Below are 18,030 nucleotides of genomic sequence, written 5' to 3' on the forward strand. Positions count from 1 at the left end.
ATTTTTTTACAACAATTGGTAAATGGAGTAACTTTGGGGGCGGTATATGCCCTGATCGCGTTAGGCTATACTATGGTCTACGGCATACTTGAGCTTATCAACTTTGCACACGGAGAGATCTTTATGATGGGCTCCTTTTTTGGGCTCCTTTTTTGGTGGATTCTTGAGATGACAGGGTTCTCAAGGATTATCCCGATTCCTCTTATTATATTTCTGATGTTTATATTTTCTATGGTAGCCACAGCCTTTTTGGGAGCCCTTCTGGAATTTATCGCATATCGCCCGCTAAGGAGCGTGACTAATAGACTCATTCCACTGATCAGCGCACTTGGAGCATCGATTTTTTTGCAAAACTTTGCTATGCTAACGTTTGGCTCTACAAATAGGGTATATCCTGCGATATTTCCAGATGTTGGTTGGGATTTATTTCACGCAAGGATAAGTCTGATTCAGGTATTTATTTTTATTACGTGTATTTTAATGATGGCGGGATTGACCGTTCTTGTAAACAAAACCAAATTAGGTCGTTCAATGAGAGCTGTGGCACAAGACTACGTTACAGCAAGCTTAATGGGCATAAGGGTTAATAGAATTATTACGATCACCTTTATGATAGGTTCATCTCTTGCTGCTGCTGCAGGAGTGATGTATGGGATGTATTATGGTGTGGCAAAATTTGATATGGGATATCTTGCAGGTTTGAAGGCATTTACTGCTGCTGTTCTTGGAGGCATAGGTAACATTCCTGGCGCCATGCTCGGAGGTTTTTGTCTTGGTATTATAGAAAGCTTTGGTGCCGGATACATATCTTCTGAATACAAAGATATGTTCGCTTTTCTTATGCTTTTGTTTATTCTTCTGCTTAGACCATCGGGTTTACTAGGCCAGCAGGTACCGGATAAAGTATGATGAACTTCAGATTTAGAAGAACCCTTAGATCTCTTGCAAGAAATTGGAACAATCTTGATATGCGCCTCAAGTGGGGTATACTCTTTGTAGTTGCGCTTGTCTATCCGTTTCTTGCTTCCTCTCAATATTACGTACACATTATGAACCTTGCTTTTATCTATGTGGTCCTATCTTTAGGGTTAAACATTGTATGCGGTTTGGCAGGACTTTTAGATCTGGGATTTATAGCCTTTTATGCTGTAGGAGCTTACACCTATGCAATTTTATCAATTAAACTGGGCCTTAGCTTTTGGGAAATATTGCCGATTGCCTGTTTTGCAACGGCTCTTTTTGGACTTTTGGTTGGCTCTGCTGCTTTTAGATTAAGGGGTGACTACTTTGCAATCGTTACTATGGGATATGGCGAGATAATTAGAATCCTTGCAAATAACCTTACCTTTTTAACCAATGGTCCCATAGGAATAGCGGGTATCCCAAGACCGACTATCTTTGGATTCAAATTTGAGGACCCATTTCAGTATTACTTTCTCGCGCTTTCCTTTGTGACTATTTCGATATTCTTAACTTACAGGTTTCAAGCATCAAGAATAGGGAGGGCTCTTGAAGCTATAAGGGAGGACGAAATTGCAGCTGTTTCTATGGGAGTAAACCTTAAGAATTTCAAATTAATCTCATTTATAATAGGTGCAATGCTTGGTGGCTCTATAGGAGTCTTTTTCGCAAGCTATGCTACCTTTGTTTCGCCTGAGAGCTTTAGCTTTATGGAATCGGTTATGGTTCTTGCAATGGTTGTGATCGGAGGGATGGGCACTATAGAGGGTCCAGTAATAGGCGCTCTCATTCTTGTCTTTTTGCCTGAGGCTCTAAGAAGCCTTTCTGATTACAGGATGCTTATATTTGGCGCTCTTATGGTATTTATGATGATTGTAATGCCAAAGGGCTTTATGGGGTGGATAAAACCAAGGAGAATCCTAAAGGTTGCAGAGGAGGAGAATTCTTTTGTTACTAGAGATTTCTAATGTTACCAAACAATTTGGAGGGCTTATCGCTGTAAATGACGTTTCTATGGAGGTGAACGAGGGGGAGATAGTTTCTGTTATAGGACCTAACGGTGCAGGAAAAACAACGCTCTTTAACTGTGTTACAGGCGTGTATACCCCTGAAAGGGGAAAGATCCTTTATAAAAAAGATGGAGTAGTAAGAGACATTGTAGGGGTTCCTGCACACAAAATTGCATATCTGGGCATATCAAGGACCTTTCAGAACATCAGGCTTTTTAAAAATATGACAGTTCTTGAAAACGTCCTTGTTGGTAGACATTCAAAATTAAAATCTAAAGTATGGGAGATACTTTTGACCCTACCGGCTTTTATAAAAGAGGAAAAGGAAAGCGTAAGATTGGCAAGAAATCTGTTAGATTTTGTGGGTCTGTTAAATAGAGAATCGGAGATCTCGGTAAATTTGCCGTACGGGCTTCAAAGAAAGCTTGAGATAGCAAGGGCTTTGGCATCTGAACCGAAAATACTTTTGCTTGATGAACCTGCCGCAGGAATGAATCCATCTGAGACTGAAGAGCTTATAAGGCTTATTAAAAAGATTAGAGAAATGGGGGTAACAATAATTTTAATAGAGCACGATATGTCTCTTGTTATGAAGCTCTCAGAAAAGATAATTGTATTGGACTTCGGACAAAAGATTGCTGAAGGAAGTCCTGTAGAGATTAGAAACAACCCAAGGGTAATAGAAGCATATTTAGGGAAAGAGGAAGCAGAAATTGCTTAAAGTAAACAATATAGTCTTAAGATATGGCGGCATATTAGCTTTGAAAGGGGTGTCTCTTGAAGTAAACAAGGGGGAGATAGTGGCTCTAATAGGTGCTAATGGGGCAGGGAAGACTTCTGTTTTAAAAGCTATTATGGCAGTTGAAAGGGTTTCAAGCGGCGAGGTGTATCTGGACAACGTTCTTCTGACAGGACTTTCTACTGACAGGATAGTAAGCATGGGGCTGTGTCTGGTTCCTGAGGGCAGAAGGATTTTTACTAGGATGAGCGTTCATGAAAACCTTTTAATGGGGGCCTTTCTTAGGAAGGACAAAAAGGGCATTCAAGACGACATAGAAAAGGTTTTGACGCTTTTCCCCAGATTAAAGGAAAGACTGAATCAAAAGGCTGGGACTCTGTCAGGAGGAGAACAACAAATGCTTGCAATTGCAAGAGGAATGATGTCAAGGCCAAAGTATCTATTTTTGGATGAGCCATCTTTAGGACTTGCTCCAGTTTTGGTTGACGAGATATTTAAGATTATAAAGGAAATTAACGAATCAGGAACAAGTCTTTTAATTGTTGAGCAAAATGCGGTGAAAGCGTTAAAGCTAGCAGATAGAGGATACGTGATAGAGACAGGAAACATTACCATATCCGGGACCTCTGAAGAACTCTTGAATTCTGAACATGTGAGAGCGGCCTATCTTGGAGGACATTAAAAAGCCGCGACACAAAGCCGCGGCTTTTTAGTATTATAAAGCTTTTTTTATTCTTTGCTCTTCCAGAGACCGTGAAGGTTGCAATACTCTCTTGCCATAAGGTTTTTGGGTTCTGTAGGAAGCGAGAAGGTGGCTTCTGGCTTATCGTTAAAGTTAAGTCTTTTTATCAGAACATATGAATCATCAACGTGAAGTTCTATCCACTCAATCCAGTGGGTGCTGGTCATTGGGTGAGGAGTAGAGCCTACCTTTACCAGTACTTCCTTTCCGTTTCTCTCTATAACAGGAACGTGTTTTTCAACTACAGCATCTACGGTATTTTCCTCCATAAGCTTCATTGGACTCCCACAGCAGACGAGCTGTCCAACACCAGAGTGCAGAACCATTACTATATTACCGCATGTCTCACACTTGTAAATTTGCAATACTTCTGTGGCCATTAATTACACCTCCTAAGTGATAATTAATATTATTATAACAAATTGTAGCAAAAGTCTTAAAAAAATGCTCTAATGGATTAGATAAACAAATTTTACCAAATTAGATTTTTCCTTTGAAATGTCTTGCCAAATAGATTCTAATTTGTTTTCCCTTTCTTTATCTTTTTTGGAAAGGTTTATTGCTATTATCAAGTTTTCTTTGTTATTTAGTATTTCGATCCCTTGAACGCTACTAGCAAAGATCTTCCATATCCTCCTTCCTACAGTTTGAAGCATCTCAAGGAGTTCATTTTCAACTACAAAGTTACTTATTTCGGCTCTTTCTTTTTCTATGGTGTATCCTGAAAACCCTAAAACTTCAAGTACCTTGCCATGGTCCTTTGAAATTTGATAGTTTTCAAATAGATCCTTTTCAAGTCCCAATTTCTTTATAAGTCTTGTAACCAGGTCTTCTAGCTCTTGAATTCTTAACTTTAGTATTTCAATTTCTCTTTCGTTCAATTTTTCTCTCCTCACTGTGTTAGTTATTTTTAATTTTGTATATTTTCAAAAGTTCGTTTGTGTTAACGAACAATACGTTGTCCTTTTGGGCACTATTTAATAGGGCTTCTAATTGATTTTTTCCTAAATATGGATGAAAGAAAAATGAAACTACACCTCTTGAAAAGGCTCTATGTTTCTCAAGTTCGTTGTAAACTGTTTTTTGGGTGAAGTTATACCCGTCATAACCAAAATCTTCAGGTATCCAGTAAAGCCCCCTATAAGTTGATGGATATGTTAACATTTGGTGAACTATTAAGGGGTTATCGAATTGAACTTCGTCTACCAGAAGAACCCTTTCATAAATCGTCTTTATGCCCTCATTTTTGAGTGCTTTGTAGAGAATAGGTGTAGCCATATAGTGAGGAGTCTCCCATCCATCAACCTTAAGGCCAGCTTCCTTTATTATGTTTTCAGCTTCCCTAACTCTGTTTTCAAGTTGTTCAAGAGTAATTCTACCTGGAAACGGTTCTTGGGTTTTGTTGTCCCAAAATTCGTATCCTATAGCTGTTACTCCAGAAAATTGGTGTGTAAGGCCATGAATAAATATTTGGGCACCGTGAGATTGAGCATTCTTTAAAATTGCTATCAATTTTGGATCGTCTGTTAATTTTACTTTAACCTTTTTTGCTGGGTTTACAAATATTGGTATTACACCAATAGAAAAATGAATCCTCCTCTTTTCAAGAAGATCTATTACTCCTTCTAGTTTTTTAATGTCATACATTGGATGTACGTCTTCTAATCTGATGAGCCCTAAAGGCCTTGGCTCTTCTGACACTCCAAGAAATCTCGCCAACACGTCACAAAGCGCCATGTATCTTTTTCTGTCAGGCCCTAAAAAAGGATGGGAAGCCATAAAAAATAGATTTTTTGATCTTAAAAGTATGGGCGCTACTGAGCCTTGATTATTTTCTGCTTTAATCAGAACTTCAGATTTTTCTGGATTTATGGGCGTTACGTAAAATGGTTGTGTGTCAAATTTAAAACCTTTATATAAGACTTTATCAAAGCTGAGCTCCTTTTTAGAATATCGAAAACCTACTTTGTTTTTTCCATAACCTTCGAGCAGTGTCTCTTCGTTTGAGCCAATCCACCACGTAATTTTTTTCCCTGACTTTGCTCTCCAGACGAGTGGCTCTGGTATGAATTGCATTGCTCTTGTGCCTTCATAAAAGAGCATTTCTGGATCTTTTGCTACATAAGGTGAATCTATACTAAATCTTTCTGCTTTGATGTTTTTTACGCCTAATATGTTTTCAATCCATCTGGATTGCATCTGATCTACACTCGAATACCAGATTCTCTTCTGATCGCAAAATATCAAAGCTTTTGGAATTTTACCTGTGTTAAGGTAAGGGCATGCGATCAATATTATTAAGAAAAAAATGCCCAGCAGTTTATCTAACGATAAATACTGAGCACTTTGCATGATGACTTATCTTATCCGATACGCTCCCCATCAGAAATCCTTCAAATTCATTTAACCCTCTGCTTCCCAAGACCACGAGATCGAAATTTTCACTTTTTACCCTTTCAAGGATCATATTTGCAGCATTTGCTATGTCCATAAACGTAGAAACGTTCTTTACTCCGTTATCTTCTAAATATTTTTTGGCATCTTCAATTATTTTTTTTCCGTTTTTTTCAAGGTCTTCGATCATTTGCGGCATAAAAGCTACTTCTGCTCCCATTAGATCAGGTAGCATTGGTGGCATACATATGGCATGGCAGATTTCAACTGAACTGTCAAAGGCTTTTGCAAGGGAAATTGCGGTGTCAAGAACCTTTTGAGTGTGAACAGAACCGTCAATTGCAGCAAGAATTTTTTTATACATTGTTTTATTCGTGTACGTGATCGTGTGGATGAGTGTGTGGATGGGTGTGAACGCTTCCATCGCTATGAACGTGTTCATGAGAGTGCATGTTTTCTACAGTAAAGGTGTCTTCTTGATACAAGCTTTCCTGGGCTCTTTCTAGTGCTGCGGTTGTAAGTTTTAGATGTTCAACTGCTTCCTCCAGACTCTTTTCCATGCCATCGAAACCAAGCATACTTCCCATCATCTGCCAGCGAGCTATCTCTTCTCTAAGAAGTTGAATTCTATTTATCAGGTGTTTGGTTTCAATCTTCATTACCGTCATGTACGATTCGTTATTCGAACACATAATATGCCTCCCTAAATGATTTTATTAATATAGTATAGCAAATAATATAGCAAATTTACCTAATTGATTAAGCTTTTATGTATTGATACCCAGCTTTAGAAAGATTTACCATTTCTACAATGCCCGAAGGGACTATTTTTACGAACTCTAGTACGTTATCTAAAGCAGTGTGGGTTTCTCTCAGGGCGTTTTGTGAAACCATAAATTTTACTCCTTTTTTGTGCAGGTTAACCATCTCATCTTTTAAAGAATTTTCTCTATCCTTTGTAAAGAGTTTTACTCCATCGCCGTTTGCAATAAATACAATTTGTATCCCATCATCCTTATAAGCCTCTAGTAAATTTTTCGCGCTGAAAAATGCCTTAGAAAGCCTAACGCTGTCGTCAGTGTCAATATGAAATACTACGCTGTTCATAAATATTTACCCCCTTATGTATAAGTTATATTTATTATACAATAAAAAACACTTGAGCTACTATTATATGGGCATTTTCCAGCTAATAAAAAAGCCCTCCCAATTTCTCAGGAGGGCTTGTGGGAGTTTTCTTTAGAAGTTTACGTTTAGCTCAAATTCGAATTCGTTGTAATTGTTTGCTTGAGATGGGTTGAAGGTATAGTAATATCCGTTTGTTGTGTCAGTGTTATAAGGTTTTTGACCCTTTTGGTATATGTAGACAAGAGAAAGGTGTGCGTTCTTTGCAACTGGTATTAGATAGTAGAAGTCTAAATAATCTTTATATCCTGTGCTTACTGTGTTGTTGATAAATGGATTGTACCACTTGTTGTTTCCAAACCACAAATCAGTTCCAAGTGTGCCGACGAGGAATGGCATATCTCCACCAATTCCCCATGCGCCGCCGTTTACGCTACTTATGCCGCTAATATTTCCGCTGCCGTCAAGAACTGGCATATCAGTTGATGTCCCTTCATAACCTAAATACATGTCTACTCCATATATGTTCCAACTTCCAAGCACCAACCACCAGTCATACTTTCCATATTGACCGTTGTTTCCCGTTGTAAGAGCAGTAGCACCTGCAACAGGAAGACCGGGTGTACCAGTTTGATTAGCACCTGAGTACAAACTGCCATAATAGGCGAACTTGTCTACATAGCCGTAATCTGCTTCTAAGTTAAAGGCATTAAATAACTTTGTCTTAAGATTTAATATGTATACGTCTTTATCCTTATATCCATTTGCTTCTTGAGTAGAAGTAATAGAACCGTCGTCAAAAAATTTTGCCCAGGTAGCTGAAACGGTTGTGGATGGCAAGAAGTTTGACATATCAAATATTACTTGACCACCCTCAATGCCTTCGTCTAAAAACATGTTGTTGTAATATTGACCCTGATCCATAGTTGGCAGCCTGCCGAGTACGAACGTTATGGGATACGGATTGAGAGTCCATGTAATATATGATCTGTCAACGAAGAGCGTGTTTGAATTATCCATGTAACCAGAAGTAGCTGCTATTACGGGATTATTGGATCCTCCTGCGGTATTGTGGCCTGCATTCTTTTCAACTACAAGCCTGCCGTTGAAGCTGATGTTGTCTGCGACTGGCGCTGCGATGTTTAGCCTGATCCTATACTTCATGTAGGTATCGTTCTTTGTGTCCTGCAGCCCTGGATTGCCTGCATTGGTCATGCTTGGCGATACCGTGCCTATTATTGCTCCGTTTGTACTGGTATTATAGTCATAAATATCTTGCGTCACTGTGTATGTGTTGGCTTTTAAAGGACTAAGAGCATAGTAGTCCTGACTTGCAGTATTTAGTCTAAACTGTGCATCTCCTGTGAAGTTTACAGTGTCAAGAGCTGCCTTCTTCTCAAGCGCTGCAACTCTGACGTTTAGAGAGGCGAGTTCTGACTTAAACTCTTCAGCGAGTTTCATAAGAGTTGCGATGTCGTTAGCGTTAAGCTGGATCTTTTGATCCTGTGCATTTTGACCTTTTTCATACATATCAAGCATTCTTGCAACTACCATTGCCATCTCATAACGGGTGGCTGTTCTTTCGCCTCTAAATGTTGAGTCCCCATAACCAATGACCAATCCCTTTGCTGCTAAATCTTGCACTGCTTTGTATGCCCAAGAATTAGCTGGCACATCAGAGAATGGTCCTGCCATAGCGGGAACTGCAAGAAAGGCGATTAGAGATGCGACTACAAAAAAGAAAGCTAATTTTCTCAACTTTTAAAATCCCCCTTTAGGAAAGTTTAATTTTTTTTGTTTCGTATATTAGCCTCTTTACAGAATCACTTCTTGCACTCGGGGGATTTCACCTCCTTTTTTTGCAGATTGAGATCATCTGTAAAAGGCTCTTTGAAGGCTAATGCCATTCAAAGCATTAAATAGTGGTGAATATTTAGTTATCAAAGTCCTTTACTACTAACACCAGACAAATAATATTATGTTTATACAACTTTGTCAAAAATATTTTGTATTAAATACAATTTATTTTTATTTAATGCTTGAGGTTTTTTAGGAGGATTAAAAGTTAATAAGATCCAAAAAATTAATTTATATATAATTTTTTTTATTTTTCTATAGCGATTATTTTTTAAAGATATCAATAATACTTTAATATTATTGGTGTTCCAAAATTTAATTAAATTAATTTTTATTAAATAAAAACAAAAAAAGCCCTCCCGATTTCTCGGGAGGGCTAAAAAAGTTTTTAGAACTTTACGTCCATCTGGATGTAGTATCTTTGATCCTTATCGATCTGATCTGGGTTGAAGGTGTAGTAATAAGTACCATCGGTGTTATAAGGCTTTTTGCCCTTCCAGTAGTCGTAGTTAAGAGTAAGAGATGCATTCTTTGCGACTGGAAGAGTGTAGTATACGTTGTAATAGTCCTTGTATTCTGTGGTGCCCATTGTGTTAAGTATGAATGGGTTAAACCACTTGTTGTTGCCAAACCAAAAGTCGCCTGTAAGTGCACCGACTGGTAGAGGAATGGTAGCTCCTACTCTGAATGCTCCGCCGTTTACAGTGCTTGTGGCGCTAAGATTTGGACCGTTTGAAGTAGCTGATGGCATATCGGTAGATGTGCCATTGTAGCCTGCCCACATATCTACGTTGTAGATATTCCAGTTACCTATTATTGCCCACCAATCATACTTGCCATAAACTCCATTTGATGCTGTTGTTGAACTCATAGGTTGATAGGCCGAAGCAAAATATGTTAGCTTGTCTACATAGCCGTAATCTGCCTCTAAGCCAAAGGTGTTGAAGAGCTTTGTCTTGAGGTTTAATACAAATACATCTTTGTCCTTGTAACCATTTGCTTCTTGTTGAGAAGTAACCGAGCCTGCATCAAAGAGCTTTACCCATGCAGCTGAAACTGATGTGGATGGAAGGAAGTTTGACATATCAAATACTACCATGCCACCTTCTGTGCCTGTGTCCATAAACAGGTTGCTGTAATAAGCTCCTGCATCCATAGTAGGAAGTCTACCAAGGACGAATGTTACAGGATATGGATTCAAAGTCCATGTGATGTAAGATCTCTCTACATAAAGAGTGTTGTTGTCGTCGTTGTAACCGGTAAGTGATGCATACAATGGGCTACTGTTAGAAGAACCGTTACTATTTACGCCAGCATTCTTCTCCATTGTAAGTCTTGCGTTGAAGCTGATGTTGTCAGCAACTGGCGCTGCAACGTTTAGTCTGATTCTATAACGCATAAATGTATCGTTCTTTGCATCTGCTGGTGCTGCTGAAAGGTTAGCGCCACCATTTGGATAAGAAAGATTGCCTACTATGCCGCCTGCTGTTGAGCCTAAGGTGTCCCCTGTACCTAAGTCTGGTGACACAACATTAGGTGTTGAACTACTTGGTAGTGCATAAAATGTTTTCTTTTCGCTGCCAAGTCTAAATCTTGCATCTCCTGTGAAATTCACAGTGTCAAGAGCTGCCTTCTTCTCAAGCGCTGCAACTCTAACGTTTAGTGATGCGAGTTCTGACTTAAACTCTTCAGCGAGTTTCATAAGAGTTGCGATGTCGTTAGCGTTAAGCTGGATCTTTTGATCCTGTGCATTTTGACCTTTTTCATACATATCAAGCATTCTTGCAACTACCATTGCCATCTCATAACGGGTGGCAAGTCTGTCGCCTCTAAATGTTCCGTCGCCATAACCAATGACCAATCCCTTTGCTGCTAAATCTTGCACTGCTTTGTATGCCCAAGAATTAGCTGGCACATCAGAGAATGGTCCTGCCATAGCGGGAACTGCAAGGGCGACGAGAAGAGATGCGACTACAAAAAACATAGCAAATTTTCTCATCTTTGCATTTCCCCCTTTAGGAAAGTTTAATTTTTTTTGTTTCGTATATTAGCCTCTTTACAGAATCACTTCTTGCACTCGGGGGATTTCACCTCCTTTTTTTGCAGATTGAGATCGTCTGTAAAAGGCTCTTTGAAGGCTTTAAAAAGCCTTTCAAAGCTTTGGGAGAAGCAAAACTATATTTAGTTGTCAAAGTTGGCAAAAACATTTCAATTGCTAGATATTATACACCTTTGTCAATTCTTGATCAACTAATCTAATATTATAATAGCATTAAACTACAAAGAACTTTGCAAATTTTATCTCAACTTATCTGGGTTAAAATTTTAATGTAAATTTAGTGTTTAATTGATATAATTAATCCATGTTTAAAGACTATAGGGTAAAAGCTTTGAATTCCATAAAAGTTGCTTCAAATCTATTTCGTATCTTGTTGGCTCTTTTTTTTCTATATATTATTATGTCTTCTCAAGGATCGAAAAAACAACTCAACCGTTAACTTAATATTAACATTGTGCTGTGCTATAATCATTAAAGCTGTATTAGAGTTAGATTAGACTTTCAAATAACTTTGAGGGGTGAACAGTTTTCCTTACAAAAAAGGGGCTTTCTGATGAAAAGGTGTTGGTATTAAACTCTTCGTTTTATCCTCTAGGAGTTAGTTCCTGGAGAAAGGGAGTTTTGCTTGTTTGGAAGAAAAAGGCAGAGGTAATTGAATATAATGGTCATTTTTTGAGGGATGACTTAAGGCTTCCCTGTGTAATACGGCTTGATAGAAATATCTTTTTGCCACACAAAGACGTTGCACTAACGAGGAAAAATATAATTGCAAGGGATCAAAATACATGCCAATACTGTGGCAAAAAATCCTCGAACCTTACGGTTGATCATATAATTCCTAAATCCAGAGGAGGAGAGCTTTCCTGGGAAAACGTAGTAGCTGCCTGTCAGGCTTGTAACCTGAAAAAGGGCAATAGAACTCCGGAAGAGGCCAACATGAAACTTCTTAGGCTCCCAAGAAAGCCAAAAATTCCGTCAAATCTCCTTGATATCGTTAGATTTGCAAAAAGCCAATATCATGAATGGATAAAATATATACCTAAAAAGTATCTTTCTTAATTACCAATTTTCTATCTGTCTTAGCGCTTCGTACAAAACTATTGCTACGCTATTAGCAAGATTTAAAGATCTTGCCTCCTTTTTCATTGGAATAAAGTATGTTTTTTCTTCAAACTCTTGAAGTATGTTTTTATCAAGACCCATGCTTTCCTTTCCGAATATTAAGATGCTTTCTTTAGAATAGCGTCCTTTTGTATAGATATTTTTGCCAGATGGGCTAAAAAGAAAGATATCATTTTGGTCAAAAACAGCTCTTGCCTCCTCGAAAGTGGGATAAAATGTGAAGTCAAGATGTTTCCAGTAGTCCATCCCAGCTCTTTTTAATTTTTTGTCGTTTAATATAAAGCCGGTAGGTCCTACTATAATTAACGAGACTCCGGTAGCTACACAGAGTCTTCCTATGTTACCTGTATTTTGTGGAATTTCAGGTTCAACTAATACAACCTTCATTTTACTTCTGGGCTACATACGATATTATTTTAAATTTCTTCTCCTGCTTTACCAAAAATAATTTAAACAATTTAGTCTTCCTTGTTAAGATCCTTTTTGATGTTCTGAACTTACTTTTATATATTCTACATTTATTCTACAATTAATGTGCTCAGTTTTACCCTGCGTCTGGACTGCAGAACCTATAAATTTTGAAAACTCAGTGATACTAAACACACAATTATATCATAATACAAAATACTAAAAAGCCAAAAGAAGAAATAAGATTATTTAACGATTAATTAAATAGATTTATTGTAACTGTTAGTAGCTTTTGTTTTTCGTTTTTGATTATTCACAGTATTCTATATAATATAGTAGAATGTTAAGATCTCTAATTATTTTAAAGGAGGTGAGCCCGGCTGGGCCATAAAATGAAAAAAATAGAAGCAATTATTAGACCCTATAAACTTGATGAAGTAAAGGCTGCTCTTACTGAAATGGGCGTGATGGGAATGACGATCACAGAGGTAAAGGGCTACGGACGCCAGAGAGGTCATACTGAAAGATATAGGGGTTCTGAATACGTAGTTGACCTTTTGTCAAAGATAAAGATTGAAGTAGTAATTCCAGAAGACGAGGTAGAAGGCGTAGTTCAGACCATTATAGATTCCGCAAGAACAGGCGAGGTTGGAGACGGCAAGATATTTATAAGCTCAGTGGATGAGGTTATTAGAATAAGAACTGAGGAAAGAGGGGAGGCCGCTGTTTGAAGTATTACCCTCAAACGTTTGAGAGAAGAGAAAAACTTTGCTATATTGGTGGCATTAGCATAAAGGTTCTGGTAGAAAAGTATTCAACCCCTTTATATATAATGTGCGCTCAGACTGTAAAGTCGAGAGTCGAGAGCTTTAAGGAAAGTTTCAAAAAGTACCTTCCTTTTGAATCAAGAATAGCCTTTGCAGGGAAATCGCTTTGTGTTACTGGCTTTTTAAAAAAGCTTAAGGAACTTGATATGTGGCTTGACGTGGTTTCTGGAGGAGAGTTATACACTGCAATTAAGGCAGGTTTTGATACAAAAAGAATATATTTTCACGGGAACAACAAATCCTTTGAAGAATTAGAATTTGCAATAAGGTCAAATGTAGGTTACATAGTGGTTGATGGCTTTTCTGAAATAGAAAAGATTAGAGAGTTGTCTAAAAAATATAGTTATATTCCCTGTATGATTAGAGTCTCTCCTGGAATAGAAGCTCACACTCATGAGTTTATAAAAACTGGCAAGATAGACTCCAAGTTTGGCTTTCCCATAGGAGAAGATGCCATAAAAGCTGTAAAAGAACTATCACTAATTGATAGTGTAAGCTTTAAAGGAATTCATGCTCATATTGGTTCTCAAATATTTGATTCAAATCCGTACATCGAGTTAGTTAACGTGATGTTTGATTTTGCAAATAAATTAAGTGATGAGGGTTTTAGTTTAGAAAATATAAATTTTGGTGGAGGATTTGGGATAGTATATACGAAAGAGGACCATCCTCTCTCTATTGAAGAGTTTATTAAAGATATATCCTTTGAAATAAATAAAAATATGAAAAAATATAATATGAAAGATATATCCTTTACCGTAGAGCCAGGGAGATCTATAGCAGGACCTTCGGGGATAACCGTTTACAGGGTTGGCTCGATTAAAAAGATCGAAGGATTTTTACCATATGTGGCAGTTGATGGCGGTATGGCAGATAATCCAAGATATGCTTTGTACAGGGCAAAATATCACGCAGAACTTGACGAAAAGACTGAAGCGTTTCAGGAAGTAAAGATAGTTGGCAGATTTTGCGAATCTGGGGATATGCTCATTGAAAGAATAATGTTGCCTGAAATTAGTACAGGAGACTTACTGATAGTTTTTGCAACTGGCGCATACAATTATTCGATGGCAAGCAATTATAATAGATTTGGTCGTCCTGCCATGGTGATGGTGGAAGACGGAAAGGATACTCTTCTTGTGAGAAGAGAAACTTACGATGACATCGTCTCTCTCGATATGTAATTTTGAGATGCTTAATATGTCTTGCGAAGACTTTGTGAGCACTTTTATTAGTGTAATTAGTGAATTAGAAAGGAGCTTATATGAGATTTTTAAATATAAAGTTTATTGTGCCTGTTATTTTGATTCTTGTTATCGCAGGCGCTTTATTATGGCATTTTTCACATAGAGTTGAACACGTATCCTTTGCCCAAGTTGACAAACTAAATACCGATAACATTACGGATCAAATAAGGTCAAAACTAACTGGCGATGTTCTTGATATTAAGTCTGCATCTGATGGTTTTGTGACTGGAGCATGGGTTGCGCTGAAGGTAAACCCTCAAAGCGATAAATCGTTTGAGTTACAAGCAAAAAATATATTTTCATCTTTGTTTTCAATTTCAGGCCTTGATTTTGTAGAGATAAGCTTCATAGAGAGGCCTGCTCCGCATAAATACGGCTACGGTGAATTATTTACTGCACTTTCCACTAAAAGTGCATTTAAGGACAATGAGCCTCTTGAAGATTGCGGTTACTTTTGGTCATGGAATAATGGTAAGCCTTATTACAAGGGCAAGGATCCGTTTGGCAAGGTAAAAGAAACTGCTTCTTTAAAACAGGGCGAGAAAAGGGTTTATTTGACGTTTGACGATGGTCCATTTCCCCTATATTCGCTTTTGCTTGCCGATTTGATAAGACATTATGGCCATGCTACTTTTTTCTTGGTTGGCAAGATGCTTGAAGTAAGGCCTTATATAGGAAAGATCTTGCAGGATTGGGGCATTGAAATTGGATACCACTCAGAAGATCACTACAACTTCAACAAATTAGATAATGCTATGGCAAAGGATGAAATTACTCTTGAAACCGCTACCTTTAAGGCTGCAGACTTAGATTTGTCCAAAATCAAATGGTTTAGGCCACCCGGTGGGGACCTTGACAGCCAGAAGGAAGAACTCGTGAAAGATTTAGGGTTAAAAGTAGCCTGGTGGAATGTAAACACGGCAGATTATATAAAAGAAACCAGCAGAGAACAGATTGCAAACTCTTATCTTTCTGGACTTAAGGATGGAAACGTTTTCCTTGGGCATCAGGGTCTTTTAAAGACTATTCAAGCTCTTGAAGTAGTTTTGCCTATTATGAAATCAAAAGGTTATAGCTTTGGAAGTTTATGAAAATTTTTAGGAGGATTTGATTTGGCTCTTTTTGGTACGGATGGTATAAGAGGAAAAATTGGCTCAGATTTGAACGCTAAGCTTTGTTTTGATGTTAGTAGGGCGTTTGGATATTATTTAAGAAAAAACTTGCCTGGCTTACCAGTTCTGCTCGGAAAAGATACTAGGTTTTCTTCAGATATGATTGAGTCAGCTATTTCTGCAGGGCTTAGTTCTCAAGGAGTTGAGGTAATAAAATTGGGTATAATAACTACTCCAGGACTTCAATATTTATGTTCCTATAGAGAGTGCGCAGGCATAATGATAACGGCATCTCACAACTTAGCATCTGATAATGGCATAAAGCTCTTTTCCAAAGGTGGTCTCAAACTTAGTCCTGAGGAAGAGTCTTATGTTGAAGGTTTTATGAATAGCGATTTTAAAGAAGAGCCTCCAGCAAGAATTTATGAAGAGGGCAAGTTTGCTGAAGTCTATCTTAATTATTTAAAGGAGAGGTCAAGAGGTATTATTGTAAAGGGCATTGTTTTAGATTGTGCCAATGGTTCTACCGTTCGCTTTGCACCTGGGATTTTCAACCACCTTCACCCAGATTTTTTGTATACTGCAGGCTGTTATCCTGATGGATACAATATAAACCTTAATTGTGGGAGCACTCATCCTGATGTTATTTGCGATCTCGTAAGAGGTTTAAACAAGACTTCGACAATTGGATTTGCTTTTGATGGTGATGGCGACAGGGTTATAGCCTGTGATGATAGGGGAATAGTAGTTGACGGCGATGATTTTCTTGCAGTGCTTTCTTTGTGGCTAAAGGTAGTAATGGGTAAGAGAAAATTTTCTGTAGTGGGAACTGTTATGACGAATAGAGGGCTTGAAGAATTTTTGAAAAAAGAAAATATTCTTTTCTACCGATCTAAAGTAGGGGACAAAAATGTACACAGCATGATGAAAGAAAAGGGTGCGCTTCTCGGAGCAGAGACCAGTGGACATGTAATTATAGATGGTGAGTTATGTGGCGATGGAATGTTGGCTGCGATATACCTATTAAGAGGTGTTCATGAGCTTGGACTTAAAAAACTCAATCTTTTTAAAAAGTATTATCAAATTATGAAGAGTATAAGATTAGAGTCAAGAATTTCTTCGCTTAGTCAAGAAGTAGTCGAGGAAATAGAGGAATTCCAGAAGAACTTTGATGGCAGGATAGTAGTGAGACCTTCTGGGACTGAACCTCTTGTAAGGGTTATGGTAGAGTCTAAGAGTTTAGAAGAGGCAGAGCTTGCCTGTTCGGACATCTGTAATATGATTGGGAAAAGAGAATTTAAAACTGTCAGCCAATAAACAGGAGTTTTAGTTAAGTGGCTTTTAGGTAAAAATTATTTAGGAGGAAATTAAAAGATGTCAGATAAGACAGATCAGGAAAGAAGCATTGATTCTGCAATATCTCAAATAGAGCGTCGATTTGGTAAAGGCTCAATAATGAGACTTGGTGAGGCTGAGCCACCAAAAGTAGATGTTATTAGTTCTGGTTCTATGGCTATTGATATTATTTCTGGAATTGGCGGACTTCCTAGAGGAAGAATTATAGAAATTTATGGTCCTGAAGGTTCTGGTAAGACTACAGTAGCTTTGCACGCTATAGCGGAAGCTCAAAAAGCTGGTGGAGTAGCAGCATTTATAGACGCTGAACACGCTTTGGACGTTTATTACGCTGAAAGAATTGGCGTAAATCTTAAAAATCTTCTTATATCACAGCCTACTACGGGAGAAGAAGCCCTAGAAATAGCGGACACGCTTGTAAGAAGCAATGCCATTGCCATTGTTGTGATAGATTCGGTTGCAGCTCTTATACCAAAGTCTGAGCTTGAAGGAGAAATGGGAGACGTGACAATTGCCTTGCAGGCGAGGTTGATGTCACAGGCCTTGAGAAAGTTAACTGGTACGGTTAACAAATCAAAGACTGCGTGCGTCTTTATAAATCAACTAAGAGAAAAAGTTAGCACAGGATATACTTCTGGTCCAATAGAGGTTACGCCTGGCGGAAGGGCTCTAAAGTTTTATGCCTCTATGAGAATAGAAGTTAGAAGAGGAGAAGCCATAAAGAGTTCGGTAGGCGAAATTATTGGCGCTAAGATGAAAATAAAGATCGTAAAGAACAAACTTGCCCCTCCTTTTAAGGAAACAGAGCTGATATTAATCTACGGTCAAGGTATAGACAAAACGACCGATCTGTTTGAGACGGCGCTTAATCTTGGATTTATAACTAGATCTGGTAGCTTTTACTACTTTAAGGATCTAAGACTCGGGCAAGGCAAGGACGCTTCAAGAGCATTGTTGGATGAAAATGCAGATCTGAGAAATGAGCTTATGCTTGCTGTCAGAACCTATTTTGAGCCTGATACAAAAGCAGCGACAGATGAAAAAAATTAGCGGCTAATATCTATCAAAATTC

At 38.1% G+C, this 18,030-nt stretch carries 20 protein-coding genes; 11 read left to right on the forward strand and 9 right to left on the reverse strand.

What is annotated here, in order from left to right; all coding sequences use genetic code 11:
- From THENA_RS00680 to THENA_RS00695, 4 genes are read left to right on the forward strand one after another with little or no spacing between them, the layout of a single operon-like run.
- Entirely contained in the window at positions 1 to 909 is a 909-nt protein-coding gene (locus THENA_RS00680; RefSeq protein WP_013755513.1) for a branched-chain amino acid ABC transporter permease, read from the forward strand.
- Complete coding sequence (locus THENA_RS00685) at positions 906 to 1,928, forward strand: ABC transporter permease subunit (RefSeq protein WP_013755514.1); 1,023 nt, start codon at positions 906 to 908, stop codon at positions 1,926 to 1,928. The genes THENA_RS00680 and THENA_RS00685 overlap by 4 nt, the downstream gene beginning before the upstream one ends.
- Positions 1,909 to 2,691, forward strand: a complete 783-nt coding sequence (locus THENA_RS00690) for an ABC transporter ATP-binding protein (RefSeq protein ID WP_013755515.1) — start codon at positions 1,909 to 1,911, stop codon at positions 2,689 to 2,691. Before THENA_RS00685 ends, THENA_RS00690 begins: the two co-directional genes overlap by 20 nt.
- The gene (locus THENA_RS00695) at positions 2,684 to 3,391 is read left to right on the forward strand and encodes an ABC transporter ATP-binding protein (protein ID WP_013755516.1); all 708 of its coding nucleotides are present in this window, start codon (positions 2,684 to 2,686) and stop codon (positions 3,389 to 3,391) included. Before THENA_RS00690 ends, THENA_RS00695 begins: the two co-directional genes overlap by 8 nt.
- A 47-nt stretch (positions 3,392 to 3,438) precedes the next feature.
- Here the strand turns inward: THENA_RS00695 and THENA_RS00700 are convergent, their stop codons facing one another.
- From THENA_RS00700 to THENA_RS00735, 8 genes are all read right to left on the reverse strand, one after another.
- Positions 3,439 to 3,831 carry a desulfoferrodoxin gene (locus THENA_RS00700; protein ID WP_013755517.1) on the reverse strand — a complete coding sequence of 131 codons (393 nt, stop codon included), beginning with the start codon at positions 3,829 to 3,831 and terminating at the stop codon, positions 3,439 to 3,441.
- Between the two features lie 69 nt (positions 3,832 to 3,900).
- A complete protein-coding gene (locus THENA_RS00705; RefSeq protein WP_013755518.1) occupies positions 3,901 to 4,332 on the reverse strand; it encodes a hypothetical protein in 432 nt (143 codons plus the stop codon).
- A 19-nt stretch (positions 4,333 to 4,351) separates the two neighbouring features.
- Entirely contained in the window at positions 4,352 to 5,803 is a 1,452-nt protein-coding gene (locus tag THENA_RS00710) for a polysaccharide deacetylase family protein (protein ID WP_013755519.1), read from the reverse strand.
- Positions 5,772 to 6,209 carry a universal stress protein gene (locus THENA_RS00715; protein WP_013755520.1) on the reverse strand — a complete coding sequence of 146 codons (438 nt, stop codon included), beginning with the start codon at positions 6,207 to 6,209 and terminating at the stop codon, positions 5,772 to 5,774. Before THENA_RS00715 ends, THENA_RS00710 begins: the two co-directional genes overlap by 32 nt.
- A gap of 4 nt (positions 6,210 to 6,213) precedes the next feature.
- Entirely contained in the window at positions 6,214 to 6,537 is a 324-nt protein-coding gene (locus THENA_RS09865; RefSeq protein ID WP_013755521.1) for a hypothetical protein, read from the reverse strand.
- A 67-nt stretch (positions 6,538 to 6,604) separates the two neighbouring features.
- A complete protein-coding gene (locus tag THENA_RS00725; protein ID WP_013755522.1) occupies positions 6,605 to 6,952 on the reverse strand; it encodes a DsrE family protein in 348 nt (115 codons plus the stop codon).
- 132 nt (positions 6,953 to 7,084) lie between these two features.
- A complete protein-coding gene (locus tag THENA_RS00730) occupies positions 7,085 to 8,728 on the reverse strand; it encodes a DUF3373 family protein (RefSeq protein WP_013755523.1) in 1,644 nt (547 codons plus the stop codon).
- 487 nt (positions 8,729 to 9,215) lie between these two features.
- Positions 9,216 to 10,826 (reverse strand): DUF3373 family protein, encoded by a 1,611-nt coding sequence (locus THENA_RS00735; RefSeq protein ID WP_013755524.1) that lies wholly within the window; start codon positions 10,824 to 10,826, stop codon positions 9,216 to 9,218.
- Positions 10,827 to 10,927: 101 nt separating this feature from the next.
- On the opposite strand from THENA_RS00735, the gene THENA_RS09870 reads away from it, so the two are divergent.
- Complete coding sequence (locus tag THENA_RS09870; RefSeq protein ID WP_154645288.1) at positions 10,928 to 11,086, forward strand: hypothetical protein; 159 nt, start codon at positions 10,928 to 10,930, stop codon at positions 11,084 to 11,086.
- Between the two features lie 361 nt (positions 11,087 to 11,447).
- Positions 11,448 to 11,945 carry an HNH endonuclease gene (locus THENA_RS00740; RefSeq protein ID WP_013755525.1) on the forward strand — a complete coding sequence of 166 codons (498 nt, stop codon included), beginning with the start codon at positions 11,448 to 11,450 and terminating at the stop codon, positions 11,943 to 11,945.
- On the opposite strand, the gene THENA_RS00745 is transcribed toward THENA_RS00740, so the two are convergent.
- The gene (locus THENA_RS00745; RefSeq protein WP_013755526.1) at positions 11,946 to 12,395 is read right to left on the reverse strand and encodes a tRNA (cytidine(34)-2'-O)-methyltransferase; all 450 of its coding nucleotides are present in this window, start codon (positions 12,393 to 12,395) and stop codon (positions 11,946 to 11,948) included.
- A 413-nt stretch (positions 12,396 to 12,808) separates the two neighbouring features.
- On the opposite strand from THENA_RS00745, the gene THENA_RS00750 reads away from it, so the two are divergent.
- From THENA_RS00750 to recA, 5 genes are all read left to right on the forward strand, one after another.
- Positions 12,809 to 13,147 carry a P-II family nitrogen regulator gene (locus tag THENA_RS00750; protein ID WP_013755527.1) on the forward strand — a complete coding sequence of 113 codons (339 nt, stop codon included), beginning with the start codon at positions 12,809 to 12,811 and terminating at the stop codon, positions 13,145 to 13,147.
- The gene (gene lysA / locus THENA_RS00755) at positions 13,144 to 14,427 is read left to right on the forward strand and encodes a diaminopimelate decarboxylase (protein WP_013755528.1); all 1,284 of its coding nucleotides are present in this window, start codon (positions 13,144 to 13,146) and stop codon (positions 14,425 to 14,427) included. The genes THENA_RS00750 and lysA overlap by 4 nt, the downstream gene beginning before the upstream one ends.
- 80 nt (positions 14,428 to 14,507) lie before the next feature.
- Positions 14,508 to 15,581, forward strand: a complete 1,074-nt coding sequence (locus THENA_RS09490; protein ID WP_013755529.1) for a polysaccharide deacetylase family protein — start codon at positions 14,508 to 14,510, stop codon at positions 15,579 to 15,581.
- A gap of 21 nt (positions 15,582 to 15,602) precedes the next feature.
- Positions 15,603 to 16,919 carry a phosphohexomutase domain-containing protein gene (locus THENA_RS00765; RefSeq protein WP_013755530.1) on the forward strand — a complete coding sequence of 439 codons (1,317 nt, stop codon included), beginning with the start codon at positions 15,603 to 15,605 and terminating at the stop codon, positions 16,917 to 16,919.
- Between the two features lie 57 nt (positions 16,920 to 16,976).
- Positions 16,977 to 18,008 (forward strand): recombinase RecA, encoded by a 1,032-nt coding sequence (gene recA, locus THENA_RS00770; RefSeq protein WP_013755531.1) that lies wholly within the window; start codon positions 16,977 to 16,979, stop codon positions 18,006 to 18,008.
- Positions 18,009 to 18,030: the final 22 nt, after the last annotated feature.

This window comes from Thermodesulfobium narugense DSM 14796 (genome assembly GCF_000212395.1).
Classification (GTDB): Bacteria; Thermodesulfobiota; Thermodesulfobiia; order Thermodesulfobiales; family Thermodesulfobiaceae; genus Thermodesulfobium; species Thermodesulfobium narugense.